This is a genomic window from Aeromicrobium sp. 10G20-16 (assembly GCF_055809665.1).
On record NZ_CM147919.1, the window covers coordinates 2268955 to 2288336 of the forward strand.

The following is a 19382-nucleotide window of genomic DNA, read 5'->3' on the forward strand; positions in this document are numbered from 1 at the left end:
GCCTCACGGCTGCTCTGGGCGTTCGTGTCCCGCCGGTCGTGAGCCTTCCCGAGGAATTCGATGACCCAGCTCCACGACGTGCTTGCCCAGCCGGCCTTTGCGCTGATCCGCGTGCGCGACGCCGACACCGTCACGGTGATCGGCGGCCCGCGCACCGACATCGAGCAGCTGGCCGACATCCCTCTCGCGAACGGCCCGAGCGGGGACGGACCTGACGGGGCAGGGTGGGACAGCCTCGTGCTGGTGCCGTTCGCCCAGGCGCGCGAACGCGGCTTCGAGGCCCACCAGGACGGCACCCCGCTGTCGGTCATCGCCGCCGAGATCAGCGACCAGATCCCGCTCCGTGAGCTGCTGGCCCACCTGCCGGACGTGGCTGTCGACTTCGACGACCGTGGCGGCTTCGAGACCTCGGACGCCGAGTACGCCGACGTCGTGCGTCGGATCATCGACGACGAGATCGGCCACGGCGAGGGCGCCAACCTGGTGATCGGTCGCAAGTACCGCGCCAAGGTCGCCGACTGGGGGCACGACGGCGCGCTCACCGTCTTCCGCCGCCTGCTGGAGCGCGAGCGGGGCGCCTTCTGGACCTTCTGCATCTTCACCGGAGACCGCTACCTGATCGGCGCCAGCCCCGAACGCCACGTCAGCGTCGAGGCCGGCGAGGTGCGCATGAACCCGATCAGTGGCACCTTCCGGGTGCGCGGCCTGGACACCCACGCCGATCGCAAGGCGGCTCTGCTGGACTTCCTGCGCGACGAGAAGGAGATCTACGAGCTCTTCATGGTCGTCGACGAAGAGCTGAAGATGATGTGCGACATCTGCCACGAGGGCGGCCTCGTGCTGGGCCCGTACCTCAAGCCGATGACCCACCTGGTGCACACCGAGTACCTGCTCGCAGGACGCACCGACCGGGACGTGCGCGCGGTGCTGCGCGACTCGATGTTCGCGGCCACCGTCACCGGCAGCCCGGTCGAGAACGCCTGCCGCCTGATCCACCGGTACGAGGCCGAGGGACGCGGCTACTACGCGTCGGTCGCAGCCCTGGTCGGGCGTGACGGCGACGGTCTGCCCCGGGTCGACGCGCCCATCCTCATCCGCACGGCCGACGTCGACCTGGACGGCAACCTCACCGTCACCGCCGGTGCGACGCTGGTGCGTGACTCCGACGCCGAGCACGAGACCGCCGAGACCTGGGCCAAGGCGGGCGGCATCCTCAGCGCCTTCGGCCTGGTCGAGGGGGCCACGATCCCGGCCGAGGGCTTCGACGCCGTCACCCGCGAGGACGACGTGCTGATCGCCCTGGGCCGCCGCAACCAGCGCCTGAGCCAGTTCTGGCTCAGCGACCAGTCCGGCGCGGCGCCCTCCCCGGCGCTCGCCGGAAAGCGGGTGGTGGTGCTCGACGCCGAGGACGACTTCGTCAACATGCTCGCCCACGTGTTCGGGGTGCTGGGCATGAGCACGGACGTGGTGCGCCACGACGCGGTGACGGAGACGTCGTTCGACGGCTACGACCTCGTCGTGGTGGGCCCGGGCCCCGGCGACCCCCGCGAGCTCGACGACCCCAAGATGGCCGTGCTCCACGCGACCGTGCGGTCGCTGCTGGACGACGAGCGCCCGTTCCTCGCGGTGTGCCTCGGGCACCAGACGCTGTGCCACCAGCTGGGCCTGGACCTGGTGTTCAAGGACATCGTCTTCCAGGGCACGCAGAGCCGTCTGCCGGTGCTGGACCGCCAGGAGACGGTGGGGTTCTACAACACGTTCGTGGCGCGCGAGCCTGCCGGCGGCCTGCCGGACGGTGTGACGGTCCAGACCGATCCCGACACCGGCGACGTGCACCTCGTGGCCGGCCCGCACTACCGCGGCGTGCAGTTCCACGCCGAGTCGATCCTGACCCAGGGCGGCTTCGGGATCCTGCGGGACCTGGTCACCGACCTGGTCGGGTCCTAGCGGGTCATCGCTGCGCCGGCTGGGGTGCTCGTCGACGCATCCGGGTGACGAACACGCCCAGCAGGCACAGGGCGCCACCCACGAACGCGAGCGGGGCTGGCACCTCGGCCAGCACGACCCACGAGATGCCCGTGGCGATGACCGGAACCAGGTAGGTCGACGACGCCACCTGTCCGGCACTCAGCCGCTTGATGGCGTACGCCCAGGTGGTGAAGCCGATCGCCGTGGGGAACACCCCGAGGTAGACCAGCCAAGCGATGTCGGCGGCGCTCGCGCTGCCCAGCTCGCGCACCAAGGTGGGGGCGAACGGCAGGCACAGGACGGCGCCGACGGCGCAACCCAGGCAGACCGAGGCCGACGTGGTCAGCACGGCGAGCGTGGGCTTCTGGGCGACCGCCCCGACGGCGTAGCAGACCGCGGCGAGCACGCACAGCAGCACGCCCGACGTGCTGGCCGTGGCGTCCGAGCGGGTCGACAGTGCGATGAGGACGACACCGGAGAAGGCGATGCCCATGCCTGTCATCAGAGGTCTCGGGAAGCCCTCGCGGTACAGCACTCCGGCGAGGAGCGCGATGAGGATCGGTCCGATGTTGACGATCAGGGCGGTGGTGCCGGCGTCGAGGTCACGCTCGGCCGCGTTGAGCGCCACGTTGTAGATGCCGAACCAGGTGGCGCCGTACAGGACGACCAGGGCCAGGGTGCGTCCGTGCGGCATGGTCGACAGCCGAGGTCGCGCCACCAGCGCGAGCGCCACGACGCCGACCAGGAGCCGGCCGAGACTCATGGCACCGGGCGTGAAGCTGTCGGAGGCCGCCCGGATGCCCACGAACGCCGATGCCCACAGCACCACCGTGACCACGAGGGCCGGGACGGACAGATCGCGTTCCTTCACGGAACGACGCTAGTGCTCACCCCGGACGGGTGTCGCGCGAATTTCGGCCATCGACGCTCGACATCGCGCCGAACCCTCCACGGCTGGTGGGGGCTCGACGCGATGCCGTCGTCGAGGGGTCGTTCGAGCGGGAGACCTGATCAGGCCTTGTCGGAACCGAGCGTCACGTCGACCGTCTGGGACTTGCCGTCGCGCTGGAACGACACCTTGATGGTCTCGCCCGGCTGGTAGGCGCGGATCGAGGCGACGAGGGCGTCGGAGCTGGCCACGGCGTGGCCGTTGATGGCGGTGATGATGTCGCCCTTGCGCAGGCCCGCGTCGGCACCGGCGCTGCCGGCGTTGACGGTGTTGACCTCGGCGCCGATGCCGGTGATGTCGTCGGAGCTGACCGCCGGACGCACCGAGACGCCGATCTGGGCGTGCTCGACCGTGTCACCGGCGATGAGCTGCTTGGCGATGTTCTTGGCCAGGTCGATCGGGATGGCGAAGCCGAGGCCGATCGATCCGGCCTCGCCGGACACCGTGGATCCGGCCCGGATGGCGGAGTTGATGCCGATGACGTTGCCGGCGAGGTCGACCAGCGGGCCGCCGGAGTTTCCGGGGTTGATCGCGGCGTCGGTCTGCACGGCCGGGAACACCGTGGGCGTGCCGGATCCGCTGCCGTCGGACGACGTGACGGGGCGGTTCAGGGCCGAGACGATGCCCTGCGTGACCGTGCTCTCGAGGCCGAACGGCGATCCGATGGCCACGACCTCCTGGCCGACCTGGAGCTCTGCCGACGAGCCGAGCGTCGCGGGCTGCAGGCCCGACTTGCCCTCGGCCTTGATGACCGCGATGTCGGTGACGGGGTCGCGACCGACGATCTCGGCCTTGGCGTTGGAGCCGTCGCTGAACGCGACGGTGATGGAGCCGCCGTCGGCTGCGACCTCGACCACGTGGTTGTTGGTGAGGATGCGGCCGTCGCTGCTGACGATGATGCCGGTGCCGGAACCGCTCTCCGTGGAGCCCTTGACGTTGATCTGCACGACCGAGGGGAGGACCTTGGCCGCGACCTTCTCGACGGCTCCGTCGGCGACCTTGGTGGGCGTTGCGTCGCTCGTGTCCAGCGAGCTGGTGGTGACCCCTGTCGTGCCGCCGCCGTTCTGCTGGTTCTGCAGGTAGGCGCCGCCGTAGCCGGCTGCGCCGGCCAGGGCGACCAGCGCGACAGCGGTGACGAGCTTGCCTCCACGACGGCCGGACGGTGTGGTGGAGGGTGCGGCGGGCACGGCCGCGAACGGCGGCTGCTCACCCATGCTCACGGTCGGCTCGCTGCTTCCGGCCGCGGCCGCAGATGCTGCGCCGGCCGCGGCGTACGAAGCCGGGGTGCTGCTCTGGTCGGTCCCTGCGTACTCGTGCGCCGTCGGGTAGCGCGCCGCGTACGCCGCGGTGCCTGGAATGACGGGCCCGGGAGTGACGGGGTCGGTCGGCGCCTCGGCCGCAGGCTCCGTCGTCGGCTGCTCCGTCGTCGGCTGCTCGGCGGTCGGCTGCTCCGTCGTCGGCTGCTCGGCGGTGGGCTGCTCCGTCGTTGGCTGCTCCGTCGTTGGCTGCTCCGCCGTCGGGTGCTCGGTGGTCGGCTGCTCCGCGGTGGGCTGCTCGGACGCAGTGGCGTCCTCGGAACGCTCGCTCGGCGGGACGTAGGGACGCTCGGAGAACGGGTCGTGCGGTTCAGTCATGTCTACAGAGTCTCCCTCATCTCTGAGCCCGCGCTGAGAACGCCGTGTGATCGGCGCAAGAACCGTCCTGTCTAGGCGCTCGTGTCCGCTGGCGTGGCGGCCGGGATCGCCAGCGTGAAGGTCGTGCCTCGGCCGACGGTCGACGACACGTCGGCCGTGCCGCCATGTCGTTCCGCGGCGCGCTTGACGATCGAGAGGCCGAGTCCTGAACCGGGAAGGGTGCGTGCCTCCTGCGACCGGTAGAAGCGGTCGAAGATGTGCGGCAGGTCGTCGGGCTCGATGCCCGGTCCCTCGTCGCTGACCGTGACGACGCCGTCGGACAGCGACACGGTGACGGTGCCGCCCGCCGGGCTCCACTTCGCCGCGTTGTCCAGCAGGTTGGTCACCGCACGCTCGAGCAGCTGGGCCTCACCCACCACCATCCACGGCTCCGTCTCGGCCGAGAAGTGCACCTCGGCGGCTCGCAGCCGAACCCGCGACACCGCGAGGTTGACCACGTCGGCCAGGTCCAGGGGTTCGGGATCGCGCCGCACCGGCTCGTCGCGAGCCAGCTCGACCAGGTCGCCGACCAGGGTCGTGAGCTCCTCGAGCTGGGACCGGACGTCGCCCATGATCTCGTTGCGCTGGTCCGCGCTGAGGGAGCGGCCGCCCTCGCCGGTGGCCTGTCCCATCAGCTCGATGTTCGTGCGCAGGCTGGTCAGCGGTGTGCGCAGCTCGTGGCCCGCGTCGGCGATCAGCTGCCGCTCGCGGGTCTGCGACGCGTCCAGCGCGGTCAGCATCGAGTTGAAGGACGTGGTGAGGCGAGCGAGCTCGTCGGTGCCGGTGACCGTGATGGGAGTGAGCTCGGCGGTGCGAGCCACGCGTTCGGTGGCCGCTGTCAGGCGCCGCACCGGTCGCAGGCCGTTGGCCGCGACCGCCCATCCGGCCAAGCCGGCCAGCGCCACGCCGATCGCACTGGTCAGCAGCAGGATGATCCGCAGGCGTTCGAGCGCCTTGTCGATCGACTCCATGGACTGCGCCATGACCAGGGCCTCGCCCGGGCCGGACCGCACCGCGACGACCCGGTACGGCGTCCCCTTGAGGTAGGCCGTGCGGATTGACTCCGACGTCTGGCCGAGCGACACCTCGCGCTCGGGGAGCCCGATGAACTGGATCGGGAAGTTGCTGACGGCCGGCGTTCCGAGCAGCACGCCGCGTCCCGAGCGCAGCACGATCACCTTGATGTCGGTCAACGCGAGGGCGCCCGGATCGGCACCGCCCGCGAACAGGCTGCCGAGGTCGGCGGTCACCCCGGCTTGCGCTCGACGGATCATCGAGTCGTCGAGCGAGCTCTGGAACTCCGAGCGCACGGTGACGTAGATGGTGGCGCTGACCAGGGTGAGCGTGGCGGCCACCGCCGCCGTGGTGAGCACGGCGACGCGGAGCGCGAGGGTCATCCTGGACGTGAAGAACCGCAGGACGCGTAGCGAGTACGCCCGGCCGCCGCGCACCGGACGTCCGAGGTCGGGCCTGGCCAGGTTCATCGGACCGGACTCACAGGACTGGACTCACGAGACCGGACTCACGGGGGGGTCTCGCGCAGGACGTACCCGACGCCGCGCACGGTGTGGATCAGGCGGGACTCGCCGTCGGCCTCCAGCTTGCGGCGGACGTAGCCGACGTAGACCTCGAGGGAGTTGGCCGTGGTCGGGAAGTCGAAGCCCCAGACCTCCTCGAGGATGAAGGTGCGCTCGAGCACGCGCTTGGGACGCTGCATGAACAGCTCGAGCAGGGCGAACTCGGTGCGGGTCAGGGACAGGGAGCGGGCACCACGGACGACCTCGCGCGTGACGGGGTCGAGGGTGAGGTCGGCGAAGGCGAGCGGCTCCTCGTCGGCGTCGCCGGCGGGGGTGTGGGCCGCTCGGCGCAGCAGCGACCGCAACCGGGCCAGCAGCTCCTCGAGGGCGAACGGCTTGGTCAGGTAGTCGTCGGCACCGGCGTCGAGGCCGTCGACGCGATCGGAGACGGCGTCGCGTGCGGTGAGCACGAGGATGGGCACGTCGTTGCCAGCCGCCCGCAGGGCGCGCGTGGCCTCGAGGCCGTCCAGGCGCGGCATCATCACGTCCATGACGATGGCGTCGGGTGCGACCCGGGGAACCACCGCCAGCGCCTCGGCCCCGTCGGACGCGAGCTCGACGGTGTAGCCGTTGAACTCCAACGATCGCCGCAACGAGTCACGCACGGCGCGGTCGTCGTCGACCACCAGAATTCGCATGAGACTCAGTCTGCCCGTGTCGCCTGAGGGATTGCTGAACCCCGCGGACTCGGGATCAGGTGTCGAGCAGCCCGCGGGCGGCTGCGGCGGCGCGACCCCCGTAGCTGCCGCCGAACATGACGGCGTGCACCAGCAGCGGATGGAGCTGGTGGAGGGCGACCCGGTCACGCCAGCCGTCGGCGAGGGGCGCGGCCTCGTCGTAGGCGTCGAGGACCCGTTGCAGGTGGGGGATGCCGAACAGGGCGAGCATCGCGAGATCGGTCTCGCGATGGCCGCCGTGGGCCGCGGCGTCGATGAGCCAGACCTCGGCGTCGGCCCCCCAGACCACGTTGCCCGACCACAGGTCGCCGTGGACGCGTGCCGGCGGCTCGGCAGGACCCGCGAGATCGTGGATGCGGTGCATGGCCTGCTCGATCACGGCGGCGTCGTCGGCGTGCAACGACCCCCGGTCGACCGCTGCTCGCACGTAGGGCATGACGCGGCGCGAGGCGTAGAACTCCGGCCAGGTGGGCAGGGGGCGGTTCGGCAGGGGTGCGAGGCCGATGTAGCCGTCGTGCTCCGCGCCGAACTCGGTGGAGCCGGCGGCGTGGGTGGTGGCCAGCGCACGCCCGAAGGCCTCGGCGGCGTCGGTGGTCGGGCGAACCGGTTCGACCCACTCCAGGATGAGGCAGTCGTCGGCGTCGGCGAGCACCTCGGGCACCCTGACGCCCCCGGCCTCACGCAGCCACCGCAGCCCGGTCGCCTCGCGGGCGAAGAATCCCTCCGGCGCCTGGGGGCGCGTCTTGATCACGGCACCGCGGCCGTCGGTGAGTCGCAGCCGGGTGACCGTGCAGATGTCACCACCGGCGACCGGCGTCGTGGAGACGATGCCGACGCCGAGCAGAGCTTCCGCCCGAGCGGCGGTTCCTGCCATGCGCGCCATGGGACGAACCTACCGTCTCGGTCAGCCCGGGTGGGAGTCGATCAGGTCCGGCAGCTGCGCCACGAGCCCGTCGACCGTGCGCTCGATCATGGTGAGCACCTGGCGGAAACCATCGGGTCCGCCGTACCACGGGTCCGGGACGGCGTCGTCGGTCGGCGTCGCCTCGGGGTCGAAGTCGCGGAACATGCGCACCATCGACTGTTGCTCGACCGTCGGGGCGAGGTCGACCATGTCCGCGCGGTTGCTGGCGTCCATCGCGAGCAGCAGGTCCTGCTCGGCGAACCAGTCGGCGGTGAACAGTCGGGCTCGGTGGCGCGTGGGGTCGTAGCCGGCGTCGCGCAGGGCGACCGCTGACCGTGGATCCATCGGCTCGCCCGTGTGCCATCCACCGGTCCCGGCCGACGAGACCTCGACCTGATCGGCGAGCCCGGCCGCGGCCAGCCGCTGTTCCAGGACGACGTGAGCGGTGGGCGAGCGACAGATGTTGCCGAGGCACACCAGGGCGATGCGGAAGGTCACCGGCGAGCGGACGTGAACACGGCGCCGACGACCGACTGGCTGATCGAGATCACGATGGACGCGACGACGGCCCAGCCGAAGCCGTTGATCATGAAGCTGAGATCGAACGCGTTGGTGATGACCTCGGTCAGCATCAGCAGCAGGGCGTTGATGACCAGCAGTGCCAGGCCGAGCGTGACGATGATGAACGGGATCGACAGGGTCTTGACGATGGGGGCCACGATGCTGTTCACCAGCGTGAAGACCAGACCGACCGCCAGGACCCCGAGAGCCCGGTCGACCGTGGTGGCGCCGCCGTCGGCGATGGCCATGTTGTCGCCCAGGAGCCACGCGGCGAACGCGAGGGCGATGCTGCTGACCAGCCAGGTGGAGAGAAAGCGTTCCATCTGCCGATTGTTGCACCACTGCGACGTGGCGGGCTCAGGGTGCGGGCAGGACGAGCGGTTCGACCAGGGGCGAGCGACCCGGGCGGGCCGTCTGGGCGAGCACGATCCCCGCGAGGACCGCGACCACGCCGACGACCTGCAGCGCCGAGAGCGACTCGCGGAACCAGCCCCACCCGATCACGGTGGCGACGACCGGCTCGAGCATCGCCACCACCGTCACGATGGTCGCCGGCAGGTGGCGCAGCGCCAGAAGCATGAGGAAGAACGGTGCCACGGTGCCGAGGACGACCACGCCGGCCAGCGCGAGCCACGGTGACAGGTCGAGTCCGTCGAGGCGCCCGAGCATCGACGCGGACGCCGGAAGGTCGGGCACGCTCCAGGACGGCTGCACGACGTTCATGACGACCGTCGCGACCACGAACGCCCACAGGATCACGTGCAACGGGTCCTGGGTGTCGGTGTGGTGCTCGCCGAGCAGGAAGTAGGTGGCGAAGCACACCGCCGCGGCCAGCCCCATGGCGACGCCGAGCGCGTCGAACGTCAGGCCACCCCACACCTGGCCGACCACGGCGAGGCCGGACAACGACAGGGCCACGGCCACCCACATCCGCGGGTGCACCGGTTCGCGCCGCACGAAGCGCACCCACAGCACGATCAGCACCGGGGCGAGGTACTCCAGCAGCAGTGCGATGCCGAGCGGCAGCCGGACGATCGCGATGTTGTAGGTGAGCTGCAGGCCCACGACGCCGACGAGTCCGAGTGCGACGATCAGCAGCAGCGAGCGGCCCGTGGGCGGGCGCAGGGCCGGGCGTCGGACGGCGAGCGCCACCACCACGAAGACCACGGCCGCGCCGGTGATCCGCAACGTCGTGAAGGTGCCGACGGGCAGGCCCGCCTCGATCGGGACTCGGGAGACCCCACCGTTGACCCCGAAGAGCGCGGCCGCCGAGATCACCATCAGGTACCCCAGCCCCGGCCGCCGTGTGGTCACGCCCGAAGTCTGCCAGCCCGGATCGTCGGCGACCGCAGGCAGTCGCCGAGACGGCTCGTATGCTCGTGGCGTGACGTCACCTCGGGCCCGGCGCGCGCTCGACGACATCGCGGTGCACCGCGCGAGCCGGCCCGCCGCCAGCGACCAGCTCGCGTTGGCGGACAACGAGAACCCGTTCCCGCCGCTGCCGGGGGTGGTCGAGCGGGCCGCTGCGGCGCTCGCGCGCATGAACCGGTACCCGGACGGCAGCGCCGTGAGGGTGCGGGAGGCGCTGGCCCAGCACCTCGACGTCGACCGCGACCAGATCTGCGTGGGAACCGGCTCGGTCGCCGTGCTGTTCTCCCTGATGCAGGCCTTCCTCGAGCCCGGCGACCAGGTCGTCGTCCCGTGGCGCTCGTTCGAGGCGTACCCGGCCGCGATCGGCCTCACCGGAGCGCAGCCGGTGCGGGTGCCGCTGGACGCTCACGGACGCCACGACATCGACGCCATGGTCGACGCGGTCACCGAACGGACGCGGGCCGTGGTGGTGTGCACGCCCAACAACCCGACGGGTCCGGTCGTCAGCGCCGCCGAGCTCGAGGATCTGCTGGTCCGCGTGCCCCCGCACGTGCTCGTGATCATCGACGAGGCCTACGTCGAGTTCGTGCGCGATCCCGACGCCGCCCGAGGCGTGGCCGCCATCGACGGTCGCGAGAACGTGGTGGTGCTCCGGACCTTCTCCAAGGCCTACGGCCTGGCCGGTCTGCGGCTGGGCTACGCCGTCGCCCCCGTGCCGATCGCCCGGGCCATCGCCAAGGCGTCCGCGCCGTTCGCCGTCAGCGACCTGGCCCAGGAGGCCGGCGTCGCGTCCCTGGCGGCGCACGACGAGCTGATGGCGAGGGTCGACGTCGTGGTGTCCGAGCGCGAGGCGTTGCGCGCCGAGCTCCTGGCGCAGGGCTGGGCGGTGCCGCGCAGCGAGGCGAACTTCGTGTGGCTGCCGCTCGGCGCCGCGGCCACGGCGTTCGCCGACGCGTGCGGTCCGGTCTCGGTCCGTGCCTTCGTCGGCGACGGCGTGCGCGTCACCGTCGGCGATCCGGGAGCCAACGCCCGGTTCCTCGACCTGGCCGATGCTTGGCGACAGCGCGACTGATCCGATAGCCTGCCGACAGGCGTGATGCCCGTCACGCCCGTGTGGGACACCACGGTTCGCCACCCATGAATCTGTGCCTCGCACCTGCTGACCTCGGCACGCGGCGATCCCGCGGCCGGTGACGGAAGAGGCACGACATGAGCGCACCCTTCACGAGCCCTGACGGCCGACTCCCTGAAGACCACGTGGTCCAGCTCCTCACGCCCGACGGCGAGCGGCTGACCGACCCACGGTTCTCCTTCGACGGGGACGTGGCTGCGATCGCGTCGCTGTATCGCGACCTGGTGCTGGCCCGTCGCATCGACACCGAGGCCTTCGCCCTGCAGCGGCACGGCGAGCTCGGGTTGTGGCCGCCCGCGCTCGGTCAGGAAGCGGCTCAGATCGGCTCCGCGCGTGCGATGCGCGCGCAGGACTTCGCCTTCCCGACCTATCGCGACCACGGTGTCGCCTACTGCCGCGGCGTCGACCCCGCCCAGCTGCTCGGGGTCTTCCGGGGCACCGAGCTCGGTGGGTGGGATCCGGCCGAGCACGGCATCGCGCTGCCGCAGATCATCATCGGGGCCCAGACCCTGCACGCGACCGGGTACGCGATGGGGCTGACCCTCGACCACGCGGTCGGCACCGGCGACTCCGAGCGCGATGCCGCCGTCATGGCCTACTTCGGTGACGGCGCCACCAGCCAGGGTGACGTCAACGAGGCCCTCGACTGGGCTGCTGTCTACCACGCCCCGCTGGTGTTCTTCTGCGAGAACAACCAGTACGCCATCTCGGTCCCGCTGGAGCGGCAGACCGTCCAGCCCATCGCGCGCCGGGCGGCCGGATTCGGCCTCCCGGGCGTGCGGGTCGACGGCAACGACGTGCTGGCCGTCCACGCCGTCACGTCGGCCGCCCTGCAGCGTGCGCGGTCCGGCGAGGGCCCCACGCTGATCGAGGCGATCACCTACCGCATGGGCCCGCACACCACGAGCGACGACCCCACCCGCTACCGCGACGGGGCAGAGGCCGAGCAGTGGCGGGCCAAGGACCCGCTCGATCGGGTTCGCCGGCTCCTGGTGGCCGAGGGCTACGACGACGACTTCTTCGACGAGCTCGACAGCGAGGCCGAGACGGTCGGCGCCCGGTTGCGCGAGAGCTGCGCCCAGCTGCCCGAGCCCGACCTCGCCGACCTGTTCGACCACGTGCACGCCGAGACCACCGACGAGACGCGCGAGCAGCAGGCGGCCTACGTCGCCTGGCGAGACTCGTTCGAGGGGAGCCCCGCATGAGCGATCAGCAGACGAGCCCCCAGAAGATGAGCATGGCGAAGGCGCTGAACAGCGGCCTGCGCCGCTCGATGGAGGCCGACGAGAAGGTGCTCGTGATGGGCGAGGACGTGGGTCGCCTGGGTGGCGTCTTCCGCGTCACCGACGGACTGCAGAAGGACTTCGGCGAGGACCGGGTGCTCGACACGCCGCTGGCCGAGTCGGCCATCGTCGGCACGGCGGTCGGTCTGACCTATCGCGGGTACCGCCCGGTGGTCGAGATCCAGTTCGACGGCTTCGTGTACCCCGCCTACGACCAGATCGTCAGCCAGGTGGCGCGCCTGCACTTCCGCAGCAAGGGCGCGGTGAAGATGCCGATGGTCATCCGCATCCCGTTCGGTGGCGGCATCGGCGCGGTCGAGCACCACTCGGACAGCCCCGAGGCCCAGTTCGCCCTCACCTCGGGCCTCAAGGTGGTGTCGTGCTCCAACCCGAACGACGCCTACTGGATGATCCAGCAGGCGATCGAGTCCGACGACCCGGTCGTGTTCATGGAGCCCAAGCGCCGCTACTGGGAGTCCGGCGAGGTCGACACCGAGGCGCCCGCCCAGTCCCTGTGGTCGTCGCGGGTGGCCCGCCCGGGCCGTGACGCGACGCTGATCGCCTACGGCCCCATGGTCACCAGCTGTCAGCAGGCCGCCGACGCGGCTGTCGCGGACGGTCTCGACCTCGAGGTCATCGACCTGCGCACGCTGTCGCCGCTGGACCTCGCTCCGGTGTTCGAGTCGGTGCGTCGCACCGGGCACGCCGTCGTGGTGCACGAGGCGCAGCGCACCCTCGGCCTCGGTGCCGAGATCTCGGCCCGCATCACCGAGGAGTGCTTCCACAGCCTGGAGGCGCCGGTGCAGCGCGTCACCGGCTACGACATGCCGTATCCGCCGAGCCGGGTCGAGGACGAGTTCCTGCCCGACCTCGACCGCATCATCGGTGCGGTCGAGCGTGCGCGAGAGATCGGAGCGCTCTGATGCCGCAGTTCAAGCTGCCGGACGTCGGCGAGGGCCTGACCGAGGCCGAGATCGTGTCCTGGAAGGTGGCGGTCGGCGACGTCGTCAAGGTCAACGACGTGCTGGTCGACATCGAGACCGCGAAGTCCATCGTCGAGCTGCCCAGCCCGTTCGCGGGTGAGGTGACCGAGCTGATGGTCGCCGAGGGCGACACCGTCACGGTGGGTACGCCGATCGTCGGCATCGGTGCCGACGCGGCAACCCCGGCCGCGGCGCCGGCCGCACCGGAGAGCGAACCTGCGCCCGAACGCCAGGCGATGCTGGTCGGCTACGGTCCCAGCAGCTCGGCCCCGACGCGTCGACGGCGCACGCACGCGCGCGCCGAGTCCGTGGTCGAGGCTCCCGCCGAACCGGTCTCCACCCGCCCGCGTGCGCGTCCGCCGGTGCGGCTGCTCGCCAGGACTCTCGGCGTCGATCTCGCCTCCGTGCCGAGCGCCGGAGAGATCGTCACACGCGCCGACGTCGAGGCGTTCGCCGAGGAGCAGCAGGCTCCGCACCACCGAGCCACGACCGCGTCGGACCCGTCCGGCGACGTGCGCCTTCCCATCAAGGGCGTGCGCAAGATGACGGCCCAGGCCATGGTCTCGTCGGCGTTCACCGCACCGCACGTCACCGAGTGGGTCACGGTCGACGTCTCCGCGACGATGGAGCTGATCGAGCGGCTGCGCGCCGACCGGGCGTTCGACGGTCTCAAGGTCTCGCCCACCGTGGTGATCGCGAAGGCGGTCTGCCTGGCCATGCGCCGCACCCCGGAGCTCAACTCGTCCTGGGACGAGGCCGCGCAGGAGATCGTGCTCAAGGGCTCGATCAACCTCGGCGTCGCCGCGGCCACCGAGCGCGGACTGGTGGTGCCGAACATCCGATCGGCCGAGCAGATGTCGATGTCGCAGCTGGCGTCGGCCCTGGCCGACCTGACCGACACGGCTCGGTCGGGACGCACGCAGCCGGAGCAGATGAGTGGCGGGACCTTCACGATCACCAACGTCGGTGTGTTCGGCGTCGATGCCGGCACGCCGATCCTCAACCCGGGCGAGGCCGGCATCCTGTGCGTCGGCGCCATCACCCGCAAGCCGTGGGTCGACGACGACGACCAGATCGTGCCCCGCTGGGTCACCACGCTCGCACTGAGCTTCGACCACCGCCTGGTCGACGGCCAGCAGGGCTCGCAGTTCCTCGCGGACGTCGCCCGCATCCTGCACGACCCCGCGGCGGCGATGGCGTTCTAGCGCGCGGGTGGCGTCGGCCCTGCCTGCGTTCGCCTGCCTCCACGCGGGTGGTGGTCGTGTCGCCGAGCGGCGCCGGTGGGCACTGCCACTGAGCGTCGTACCGTCAGCCCAGGAGGCCGACGAAGCCGTCGAGCGCGGACGGGTCGGCGAGTGCGCCCGGCGCGGCGGCCTGCTCGACGGGCACGCCCTGCAGGATCTTCTTGACCGGCACCTCGAGCTTCTTGCCCGACAGGGTGCGGGGGAGGGTGGTCATCTGGTGCAGCTGGTCGGGCACGTGGCGCGGCGACAGCTTGCTGCGCAGTGCGCCGGCGATCTCGCGGCGCAGCGCGTCGTCGAGCTCGGCACCCTCGGCCAGCGTCACGAACAGCAGCAGCTGACCGGCGCCGCCCTCGCTGTCCTCGAGGTGCACCACGAGGCTGTCGGTCACGGCGGGAAGTGCCTCGACCACGGAGTAGAACTCCGACGTGCCGAGCCGGACCCCACCGCGGTTGAGCGTGGCGTCGCTGCGGCCGGTGATGGTGCAGGTGCCGGACTCGGTGATCGTGATCCAGTCGCCGTGGCGCCACACGCCCGGGATGTCCTCGAAGTAGGCGGCCCGGTAGCGCGAACCGTCGTCGTCGCCCCAGAAGCCGACGGGCATCGACGGCATCGGCCGGGTGACGACCAGCTCGCCGAGCGACCCGACGACGGGCCGGCGCTGCTCGTCGTAGGCGTCGACGGCGCAGCCGAGCTGGCGGCAGGAGATCTCGCCGACGTAGACCGGAACGATCGGGGCCGGACCGACGAACGAGGCGCACACGTCGGTGCCGCCGCTGGTCGACCCGAGCTGTGCGGTCCGGCTGACGGCCTCGTGGACCCAGCGGAATCCTTCGGCAGGCAGCGGTGCCCCGGTCGATCCGATGCTGCGCACGGCCGACAGGTCGGCGACGTCACGCGGCACGATGCCCGCCTTGCGGCACTGCAGGAGGAAGGGTGCGCTGGTGCCGAAGTACGTCATGCCCAGACGTTCTGCGAGCCGCCACAGCAGCCCGACGTCGGGCTCGCCCGCGTCATCGGGTGGCGCGGGATTGCCGTCGAACATCACGACGGTCGACCCCACGAGCAGTCCGGAGATCAGCAGGTTCCACATCATCCAGCCGGTGGTGGAGAACCAGAAGAACCGATCGCGCGGGCCGAGGTCGAGGTGGAGGCCCAACGCCTTGACGTGCTCGATGGTGATGCCGCCGTGCCCGTGCACGATCGGCTTGGGCAGGCCGGTGGTGCCCGACGAGAACAAGACGTACAGCGGGTGGTCGAACGGCAGGCGGGTGAACTCCAGCGGGGCCGAGTCGGCCACGAAGTCCGACCACGCGACTGCTCCGTCGGGAGCCGCGGCGGAGGGGTCGAGGTAGGGCAGCCACAGGTGGGTGCGCACGCTCGGCAGCGCCGCACGGATCTGGTCGACCTCCTCGTGCCGGTCGACGGCCTTGGTGCCGTACCGGTAGCCGTCGACGGTGAGCAGCACGGTGGGTTCGATCTGCTGCCACCGATCGACCACGCTCTGCGTGCCGAACTCGGGCGCGCACGAGCTGAAGACGGCGCCGAGACTGGCCGCGGCCAGCATGAGGATCAAGGTCTCGGGGATGTTGGGCGAGTACGCCGCCACCCGGTCACCGGTCTGCACGCCGGCGCGGACCAGACCCACGCGGGCCCGCGCGACCTGGTCGCGCAGCTGCGCCGCGGTCAGCTCGACGTCAGGGCGGCTCTGGGACGCCGCGACCACGACCACGTCGTCGTCGGCGCGGCCCGGGAGCGCGAGCGCAGCCTCCGCGTAGTTGAGCCGCACGTCCGGGAACCACACCGCACCCGGCATGGAGTCGTCGGCCAGGGCGATCTCGCCGTCGCCGCTCGCGGGCAGGTCGGCCCACCGCCACACCGAGCCCCAGAAGTCGTCGAGGTGCTCGACCGACCAGGACCACAGCGCGTCGTAGCCGGCATCTGGTGCCGGTGCTCCGGCCACGTCGTGGTCGGCGAGCCAGCGGGCGAACTGCTCGATGCGCGAGGTGCCGTCCAGCGGAGGGCTCCACAGGATCTCGCTCATTCGGCGTCGACGGGACTCGACTCCGCGACGGTGAGCACCCAGTGGGACAGCCACAGTGCGGCCGCGGAGACGATCGGGACGATCACGATGCCGTAGCGGGAGTCGGCCAGGCCGAGGAAGACGCTCAGGATCGTGATGAGTGTGAGGACCACGCCGAGGAGACTGGTCAGGCGCGGCATGGGGGTGCCGAACGCCGTGAGCAGCCGCTCGCCGAGGACGAAGGCCACCACGGTGACGACGACGAAGGTGAGCGACCCCCACAGGGGTCCGCCGTTGGCCACGCCGCGCACGGCGCTGAACAGGGCCAGGGCGCCGACGCCGAGCCCGACCGAGACCAGCCCAACCAGCAGCCCGGTGAGGAGGGTGGCGCGCACTGGCTCGAGCGCCGGGATCCGCCACGCCCGGGTGGCCCGCCATCGGCCGGCGGTGAAGTCGCCGACGGCATGTCCGGCGCGTCCCACCGCCGAGGCGGCCCGGGTGGTGCGGTCACGCACGGCGTCGAGGGCCGGCGAGACGTCGACGCTGGGAGCCTTGACCGCTGGCCGCTTGACCAGCGGCGTCCTGGGTCCGGTGCTCTTGGCACCGGGAGTCTTCAGCTTCGGCGAGGCCGGGGTGGTCGGCGGAGCGGGAGCAGGCGTGTCGCGTGCGGAGACCTTGGTCGGCGGCCCGCTGACCGGTCGGCCGTATCGCATCTGTGGCTGGGCGGGCTGGTCCGAGGCAGAGACCGGCCGTTTCACGACGCGCTTGACCACCTTCTTGGGGGGCTGCTCGTCTGCCATGCAGCAAGTGTTCCACACCACAGTGCGCTTTCCGGTGGGTCCCGAGAGGCCCTAGGGTGGACGCCAGCAGACCGTGGAACACCCGTGGGCGCCGGTTCGTGACCGGCCCTGCACCCACCAGGAGCACCCACCAGGAGTACTGACGATGCACACTCTGCTGGCCCACGAGTGGCTGGCACCGATCGGTGGGTCGGAGAACGTCTTCGAGCAGCTCGCCCTCGCCTACCCGGGGGCCGATCGCGTGTGCCTGTGGAACGACGCCCCGCAGCGCTTCCCCGACGTCTCCCGCGAGACCTGGTTGGCCCGCACCCCGTTGCGCCGCAGCAAGGCCATGGCGCTGCCGTTCATGGGCTCGGCCTGGGACCGGGTCGACCTGCGCGGCTACGACCGGGTGATCGCCAGCTCCCACGCCTTCGCCCACGGGTTGGCCTCGCGAGCGGCGCGGCGTGGCGCGCAGGGGTTCGCCTACGTGCACAGTCCGGCGCGATACATCTGGGCGCCCGACCACGACCATCGTGGCCGCAATGTCGCGGTGCGCGCAGGTGCTGCCCCGTTGCGCGCGGTGGATCGCCGTCGCGCCGACGCCCGGGTGGCCTATGCGGCGAACAGCGAGTTCGTCCGTCGGCGGATCCGCAACGCCTGGGACGTCGACGCCACCGTGATCCACCCACCGGTCGACGTCGACGTGGTGAGATCCTCCGTCGCCAGCGATGCGGCCGAGAACAAGCAGTTCTGTGCCGGGCTGCCGGACCACTTCGTGCTGGGTGCCTCGCGCCTGATCGCCTACAAGCGACTCGACCTGGTCATGGACGTCGCGAGCCGTCTGGGCATCCCGGCCGTGATCGCGGGCGGTGGTCCCGACGAGGCCGCGATCCGCACCCGGGCCGCGGAGGCCGACGTCCCGGTGCACGTGCTCGGGCGGGTGTCCGACTCACAGCTGCGATCGCTGTACCGGGCTGCCGACCTGTTCGTCTTCATGGCGGTCGAGGACTTCGGCATCATGCCGGTCGAGGCCATGGCAGCGGGCACGCCGGTCCTGGTCAACTCGATCGGCGGCGCAGGCGAGTCGGTCGCCCTGACCGGTGGGGGACGCGTCGCGTCGGCCACCGATCTCGATGCCCTGGTCCTGGCCGCGCGCGAGGCGATGGAGATCGACATGACCGGGCCCTCGTCGGCGTGCGCCACCTTGTCGCACGCCTCGTTCGCCGAGCGGATCCACGCATGGGCCGGCGCATGAGCCGGCAGCTGTACATCGACACGCGGTACGTCGGGGCGCACGGGATCGCGCGCTACGCCACCGAGGTCCTGGCGCGGCTCACGGTCGACGGCACGCCGTTCGCGCCGTCGTCGGACCCCACGTCGCCGCGATCGATGCTCGATCCCGCCCGCCTCCGGCTCCCGGCGGACGCGCTGCTGTACAGCCCCGGGTACGGGGTGGGGCCGGCGCGCGTCCACCAGGCGCCGACGGTCCACGACCTGATCCACCTCAGCGAGCCGGACCGGTCGGCGAGGAGGTTTCGCCTGTACTACGAGCGAGTGATGCGACCGGCCCTGCGACGCAGCCGGCTGGTGTTCACCGTGTCCGAGACCTCACGGGTGGACCTGGCGAACTGGCTCGACGACGACAGCATCCAGATCGTCAACACCGGCAACGGCTGCTCGGCGGCCTTCACTCCCGACGGACCCCGCGCCGTGCTCGACCGTCCGTACTTCCTGTTCGTCGGCAACACGAAGCGACACAAGAACCTGCAGACCGCTCTGCACGCGATGGCGTCGTTGCCGGACTTCGACCTGGTCTGCGTGTGTCCGGCCGACCAGGACCCGGTCGCGATGGCGGGCCCAGCCGGCACGGCCGGTCAGGTCACGCACCGTCACGGCGTGAGCGACGCGGCGCTGGCCGAGCTGTACCGCGGCGCGGCGGCGCTCGTCATGCCCTCGCTGATCGAGGGCTTCGGGCTGCCGGTGGCCGAGGCGATCAGCTGTGGGACGCCGGTCGTCTATGCCAGCAGCTGCCGGTCGGTCGCCGAGATCTGCGGCGACGCGGAGTTCGGGTACGACGACGCGACGGACGCCGTGGCCCTGGCCGCGGCGATGCAGCGGGCGGCCGAGCACCCGAGATCGGCCGCTCCCGCGACGTCACGGTTCGACTGGGACGTCGTCGCCCAGGTCGTCAGCGAGACCCTGACCGAGCACCTGGGGCGCGCGTGACGGCAGGTGCCACGGCCCCGAGGCAGTAAACT

Annotated in this window: 17 protein-coding genes; 7 read left to right on the top strand and 10 right to left on the bottom strand. The window is 71.4% G+C overall.

All coding sequences use genetic code 11. The features are described 5' to 3' along the window. Positions 1-60: 60 nt before the first annotated feature. Positions 61-1947, top strand: a complete 1887-nt coding sequence (locus AC0L5F_RS11425) for an anthranilate synthase family protein (RefSeq protein WP_473313488.1) — start codon at positions 61-63, stop codon at positions 1945-1947. A gap of 4 nt (positions 1948-1951) precedes the next feature. On the opposite strand, the gene AC0L5F_RS11430 is transcribed toward AC0L5F_RS11425, so the two are convergent. From AC0L5F_RS11430 to AC0L5F_RS11465, 8 genes are all read right to left on the bottom strand, one after another. Further along, positions 1952-2839 carry a DMT family transporter gene (locus tag AC0L5F_RS11430; RefSeq protein ID WP_473313489.1) on the bottom strand — a complete coding sequence of 296 codons (888 nt, stop codon included), beginning with the start codon at positions 2837-2839 and terminating at the stop codon, positions 1952-1954. A 140-nt stretch (positions 2840-2979) separates the two neighbouring features. Then, a complete protein-coding gene (locus AC0L5F_RS11435) occupies positions 2980-4551 on the bottom strand; it encodes a S1C family serine protease (RefSeq protein ID WP_473313491.1) in 1572 nt (523 codons plus the stop codon). 71 nt (positions 4552-4622) lie between these two features. Next, a complete protein-coding gene (locus tag AC0L5F_RS11440) occupies positions 4623-6074 on the bottom strand; it encodes a sensor histidine kinase (protein ID WP_473313492.1) in 1452 nt (483 codons plus the stop codon). A 38-nt stretch (positions 6075-6112) separates the two neighbouring features. Continuing rightward, positions 6113-6805: a response regulator transcription factor gene (locus AC0L5F_RS11445; RefSeq protein ID WP_473313493.1), complete on the bottom strand. Its 693-nt coding sequence runs from the start codon at positions 6803-6805 to the stop codon at positions 6113-6115. Between the two features lie 55 nt (positions 6806-6860). Beyond that, entirely contained in the window at positions 6861-7727 is an 867-nt protein-coding gene (locus tag AC0L5F_RS11450; RefSeq protein WP_473313494.1) for a fructosamine kinase family protein, read from the bottom strand. Between the two features lie 21 nt (positions 7728-7748). Further along, entirely contained in the window at positions 7749-8246 is a 498-nt protein-coding gene (locus tag AC0L5F_RS11455) for a low molecular weight protein-tyrosine-phosphatase (RefSeq protein ID WP_473313495.1), read from the bottom strand. Then, positions 8243-8632, bottom strand: a complete 390-nt coding sequence (locus AC0L5F_RS11460) for a phage holin family protein (RefSeq protein ID WP_473313496.1) — start codon at positions 8630-8632, stop codon at positions 8243-8245. The genes AC0L5F_RS11455 and AC0L5F_RS11460 overlap by 4 nt, the downstream gene beginning before the upstream one ends. 34 nt (positions 8633-8666) lie before the next feature. After that, entirely contained in the window at positions 8667-9623 is a 957-nt protein-coding gene (locus AC0L5F_RS11465; RefSeq protein WP_473313497.1) for an EamA family transporter, read from the bottom strand. A 70-nt stretch (positions 9624-9693) separates the two neighbouring features. Between AC0L5F_RS11465 and AC0L5F_RS11470 the strand changes: the two genes are divergently transcribed. The 4 genes from AC0L5F_RS11470 to AC0L5F_RS11485 all read left to right on the top strand — a co-directional run bounded on the left by AC0L5F_RS11470 (position 9694) and on the right by AC0L5F_RS11485 (position 14283). Further along, positions 9694-10752 (top strand): histidinol-phosphate transaminase, encoded by a 1059-nt coding sequence (locus tag AC0L5F_RS11470; RefSeq protein ID WP_473313498.1) that lies wholly within the window; start codon positions 9694-9696, stop codon positions 10750-10752. A 137-nt stretch (positions 10753-10889) separates the two neighbouring features. Then, positions 10890-12017, top strand: coding sequence for a pyruvate dehydrogenase (acetyl-transferring) E1 component subunit alpha (gene pdhA, locus AC0L5F_RS11475; RefSeq protein ID WP_473313499.1), 1128 nt, complete (start codon positions 10890-10892; stop codon positions 12015-12017). Continuing rightward, positions 12014-13018, top strand: a complete 1005-nt coding sequence (locus tag AC0L5F_RS11480) for an alpha-ketoacid dehydrogenase subunit beta (RefSeq protein ID WP_473313500.1) — start codon at positions 12014-12016, stop codon at positions 13016-13018. The genes pdhA and AC0L5F_RS11480 overlap by 4 nt, the downstream gene beginning before the upstream one ends. Further along, positions 13018-14283, top strand: coding sequence for a dihydrolipoamide acetyltransferase family protein (locus tag AC0L5F_RS11485; protein ID WP_473313501.1), 1266 nt, complete (start codon positions 13018-13020; stop codon positions 14281-14283). Before AC0L5F_RS11480 ends, AC0L5F_RS11485 begins: the two co-directional genes overlap by 1 nt. Positions 14284-14386: 103 nt before the next feature. Here the strand turns inward: AC0L5F_RS11485 and AC0L5F_RS11490 are convergent, their stop codons facing one another. Then, a complete protein-coding gene (locus tag AC0L5F_RS11490) occupies positions 14387-16363 on the bottom strand; it encodes an acetoacetate--CoA ligase (protein ID WP_473313502.1) in 1977 nt (658 codons plus the stop codon). After that, positions 16360-17142, bottom strand: a complete 783-nt coding sequence (locus AC0L5F_RS11495) for a hypothetical protein (RefSeq protein ID WP_473313503.1) — start codon at positions 17140-17142, stop codon at positions 16360-16362. The genes AC0L5F_RS11490 and AC0L5F_RS11495 overlap by 4 nt, the downstream gene beginning before the upstream one ends. 145 nt (positions 17143-17287) lie before the next feature. Between AC0L5F_RS11495 and AC0L5F_RS11500 the strand changes: the two genes are divergently transcribed. Both AC0L5F_RS11500 and AC0L5F_RS11505 read left to right on the top strand, forming a co-directional pair. Continuing rightward, positions 17288-18379, top strand: coding sequence for a glycosyltransferase (locus tag AC0L5F_RS11500; RefSeq protein WP_473313504.1), 1092 nt, complete (start codon positions 17288-17290; stop codon positions 18377-18379). Next, entirely contained in the window at positions 18376-19350 is a 975-nt protein-coding gene (locus tag AC0L5F_RS11505; RefSeq protein WP_473313505.1) for a glycosyltransferase family 4 protein, read from the top strand. The genes AC0L5F_RS11500 and AC0L5F_RS11505 overlap by 4 nt, the downstream gene beginning before the upstream one ends. Positions 19351-19382: the final 32 nt, after the last annotated feature.

What these genes read in the sequence shown, in the direction of transcription:
- AC0L5F_RS11425 (WP_473313488.1), top strand. Translation starts at nt 61, where the DNA reads ATGACCCAGCTCCACGACGTGCTTGCCCAGCCGGCCTTTGCGCTGATC.
- AC0L5F_RS11435 (WP_473313491.1), bottom strand. Translation starts at nt 4,551, where the DNA reads ATGACTGAACCGCACGACCCGTTCTCCGAGCGTCCCTACGTCCCGCCG.
- AC0L5F_RS11440 (WP_473313492.1), bottom strand. Translation starts at nt 6,074, where the DNA reads ATGAACCTGGCCAGGCCCGACCTCGGACGTCCGGTGCGCGGCGGCCGG.
- AC0L5F_RS11445 (WP_473313493.1), bottom strand. Translation starts at nt 6,805, where the DNA reads ATGCGAATTCTGGTGGTCGACGACGACCGCGCCGTGCGTGACTCGTTG.
- AC0L5F_RS11450 (WP_473313494.1), bottom strand. Translation starts at nt 7,727, where the DNA reads ATGGCGCGCATGGCAGGAACCGCCGCTCGGGCGGAAGCTCTGCTCGGC.
- AC0L5F_RS11460 (WP_473313496.1), bottom strand. Translation starts at nt 8,632, where the DNA reads ATGGAACGCTTTCTCTCCACCTGGCTGGTCAGCAGCATCGCCCTCGCG.
- pdhA (WP_473313499.1), top strand. Translation starts at nt 10,890, where the DNA reads ATGAGCGCACCCTTCACGAGCCCTGACGGCCGACTCCCTGAAGACCAC.
- AC0L5F_RS11480 (WP_473313500.1), top strand. Translation starts at nt 12,014, where the DNA reads ATGAGCGATCAGCAGACGAGCCCCCAGAAGATGAGCATGGCGAAGGCG.
- AC0L5F_RS11485 (WP_473313501.1), top strand. Translation starts at nt 13,018, where the DNA reads ATGCCGCAGTTCAAGCTGCCGGACGTCGGCGAGGGCCTGACCGAGGCC.
- AC0L5F_RS11490 (WP_473313502.1), bottom strand. Translation starts at nt 16,363, where the DNA reads ATGAGCGAGATCCTGTGGAGCCCTCCGCTGGACGGCACCTCGCGCATC.
- AC0L5F_RS11495 (WP_473313503.1), bottom strand. Translation starts at nt 17,142, where the DNA reads ATGGCAGACGAGCAGCCCCCCAAGAAGGTGGTCAAGCGCGTCGTGAAA.
- AC0L5F_RS11500 (WP_473313504.1), top strand. Translation starts at nt 17,288, where the DNA reads ATGCACACTCTGCTGGCCCACGAGTGGCTGGCACCGATCGGTGGGTCG.
- AC0L5F_RS11505 (WP_473313505.1), top strand. Translation starts at nt 18,376, where the DNA reads ATGAGCCGGCAGCTGTACATCGACACGCGGTACGTCGGGGCGCACGGG.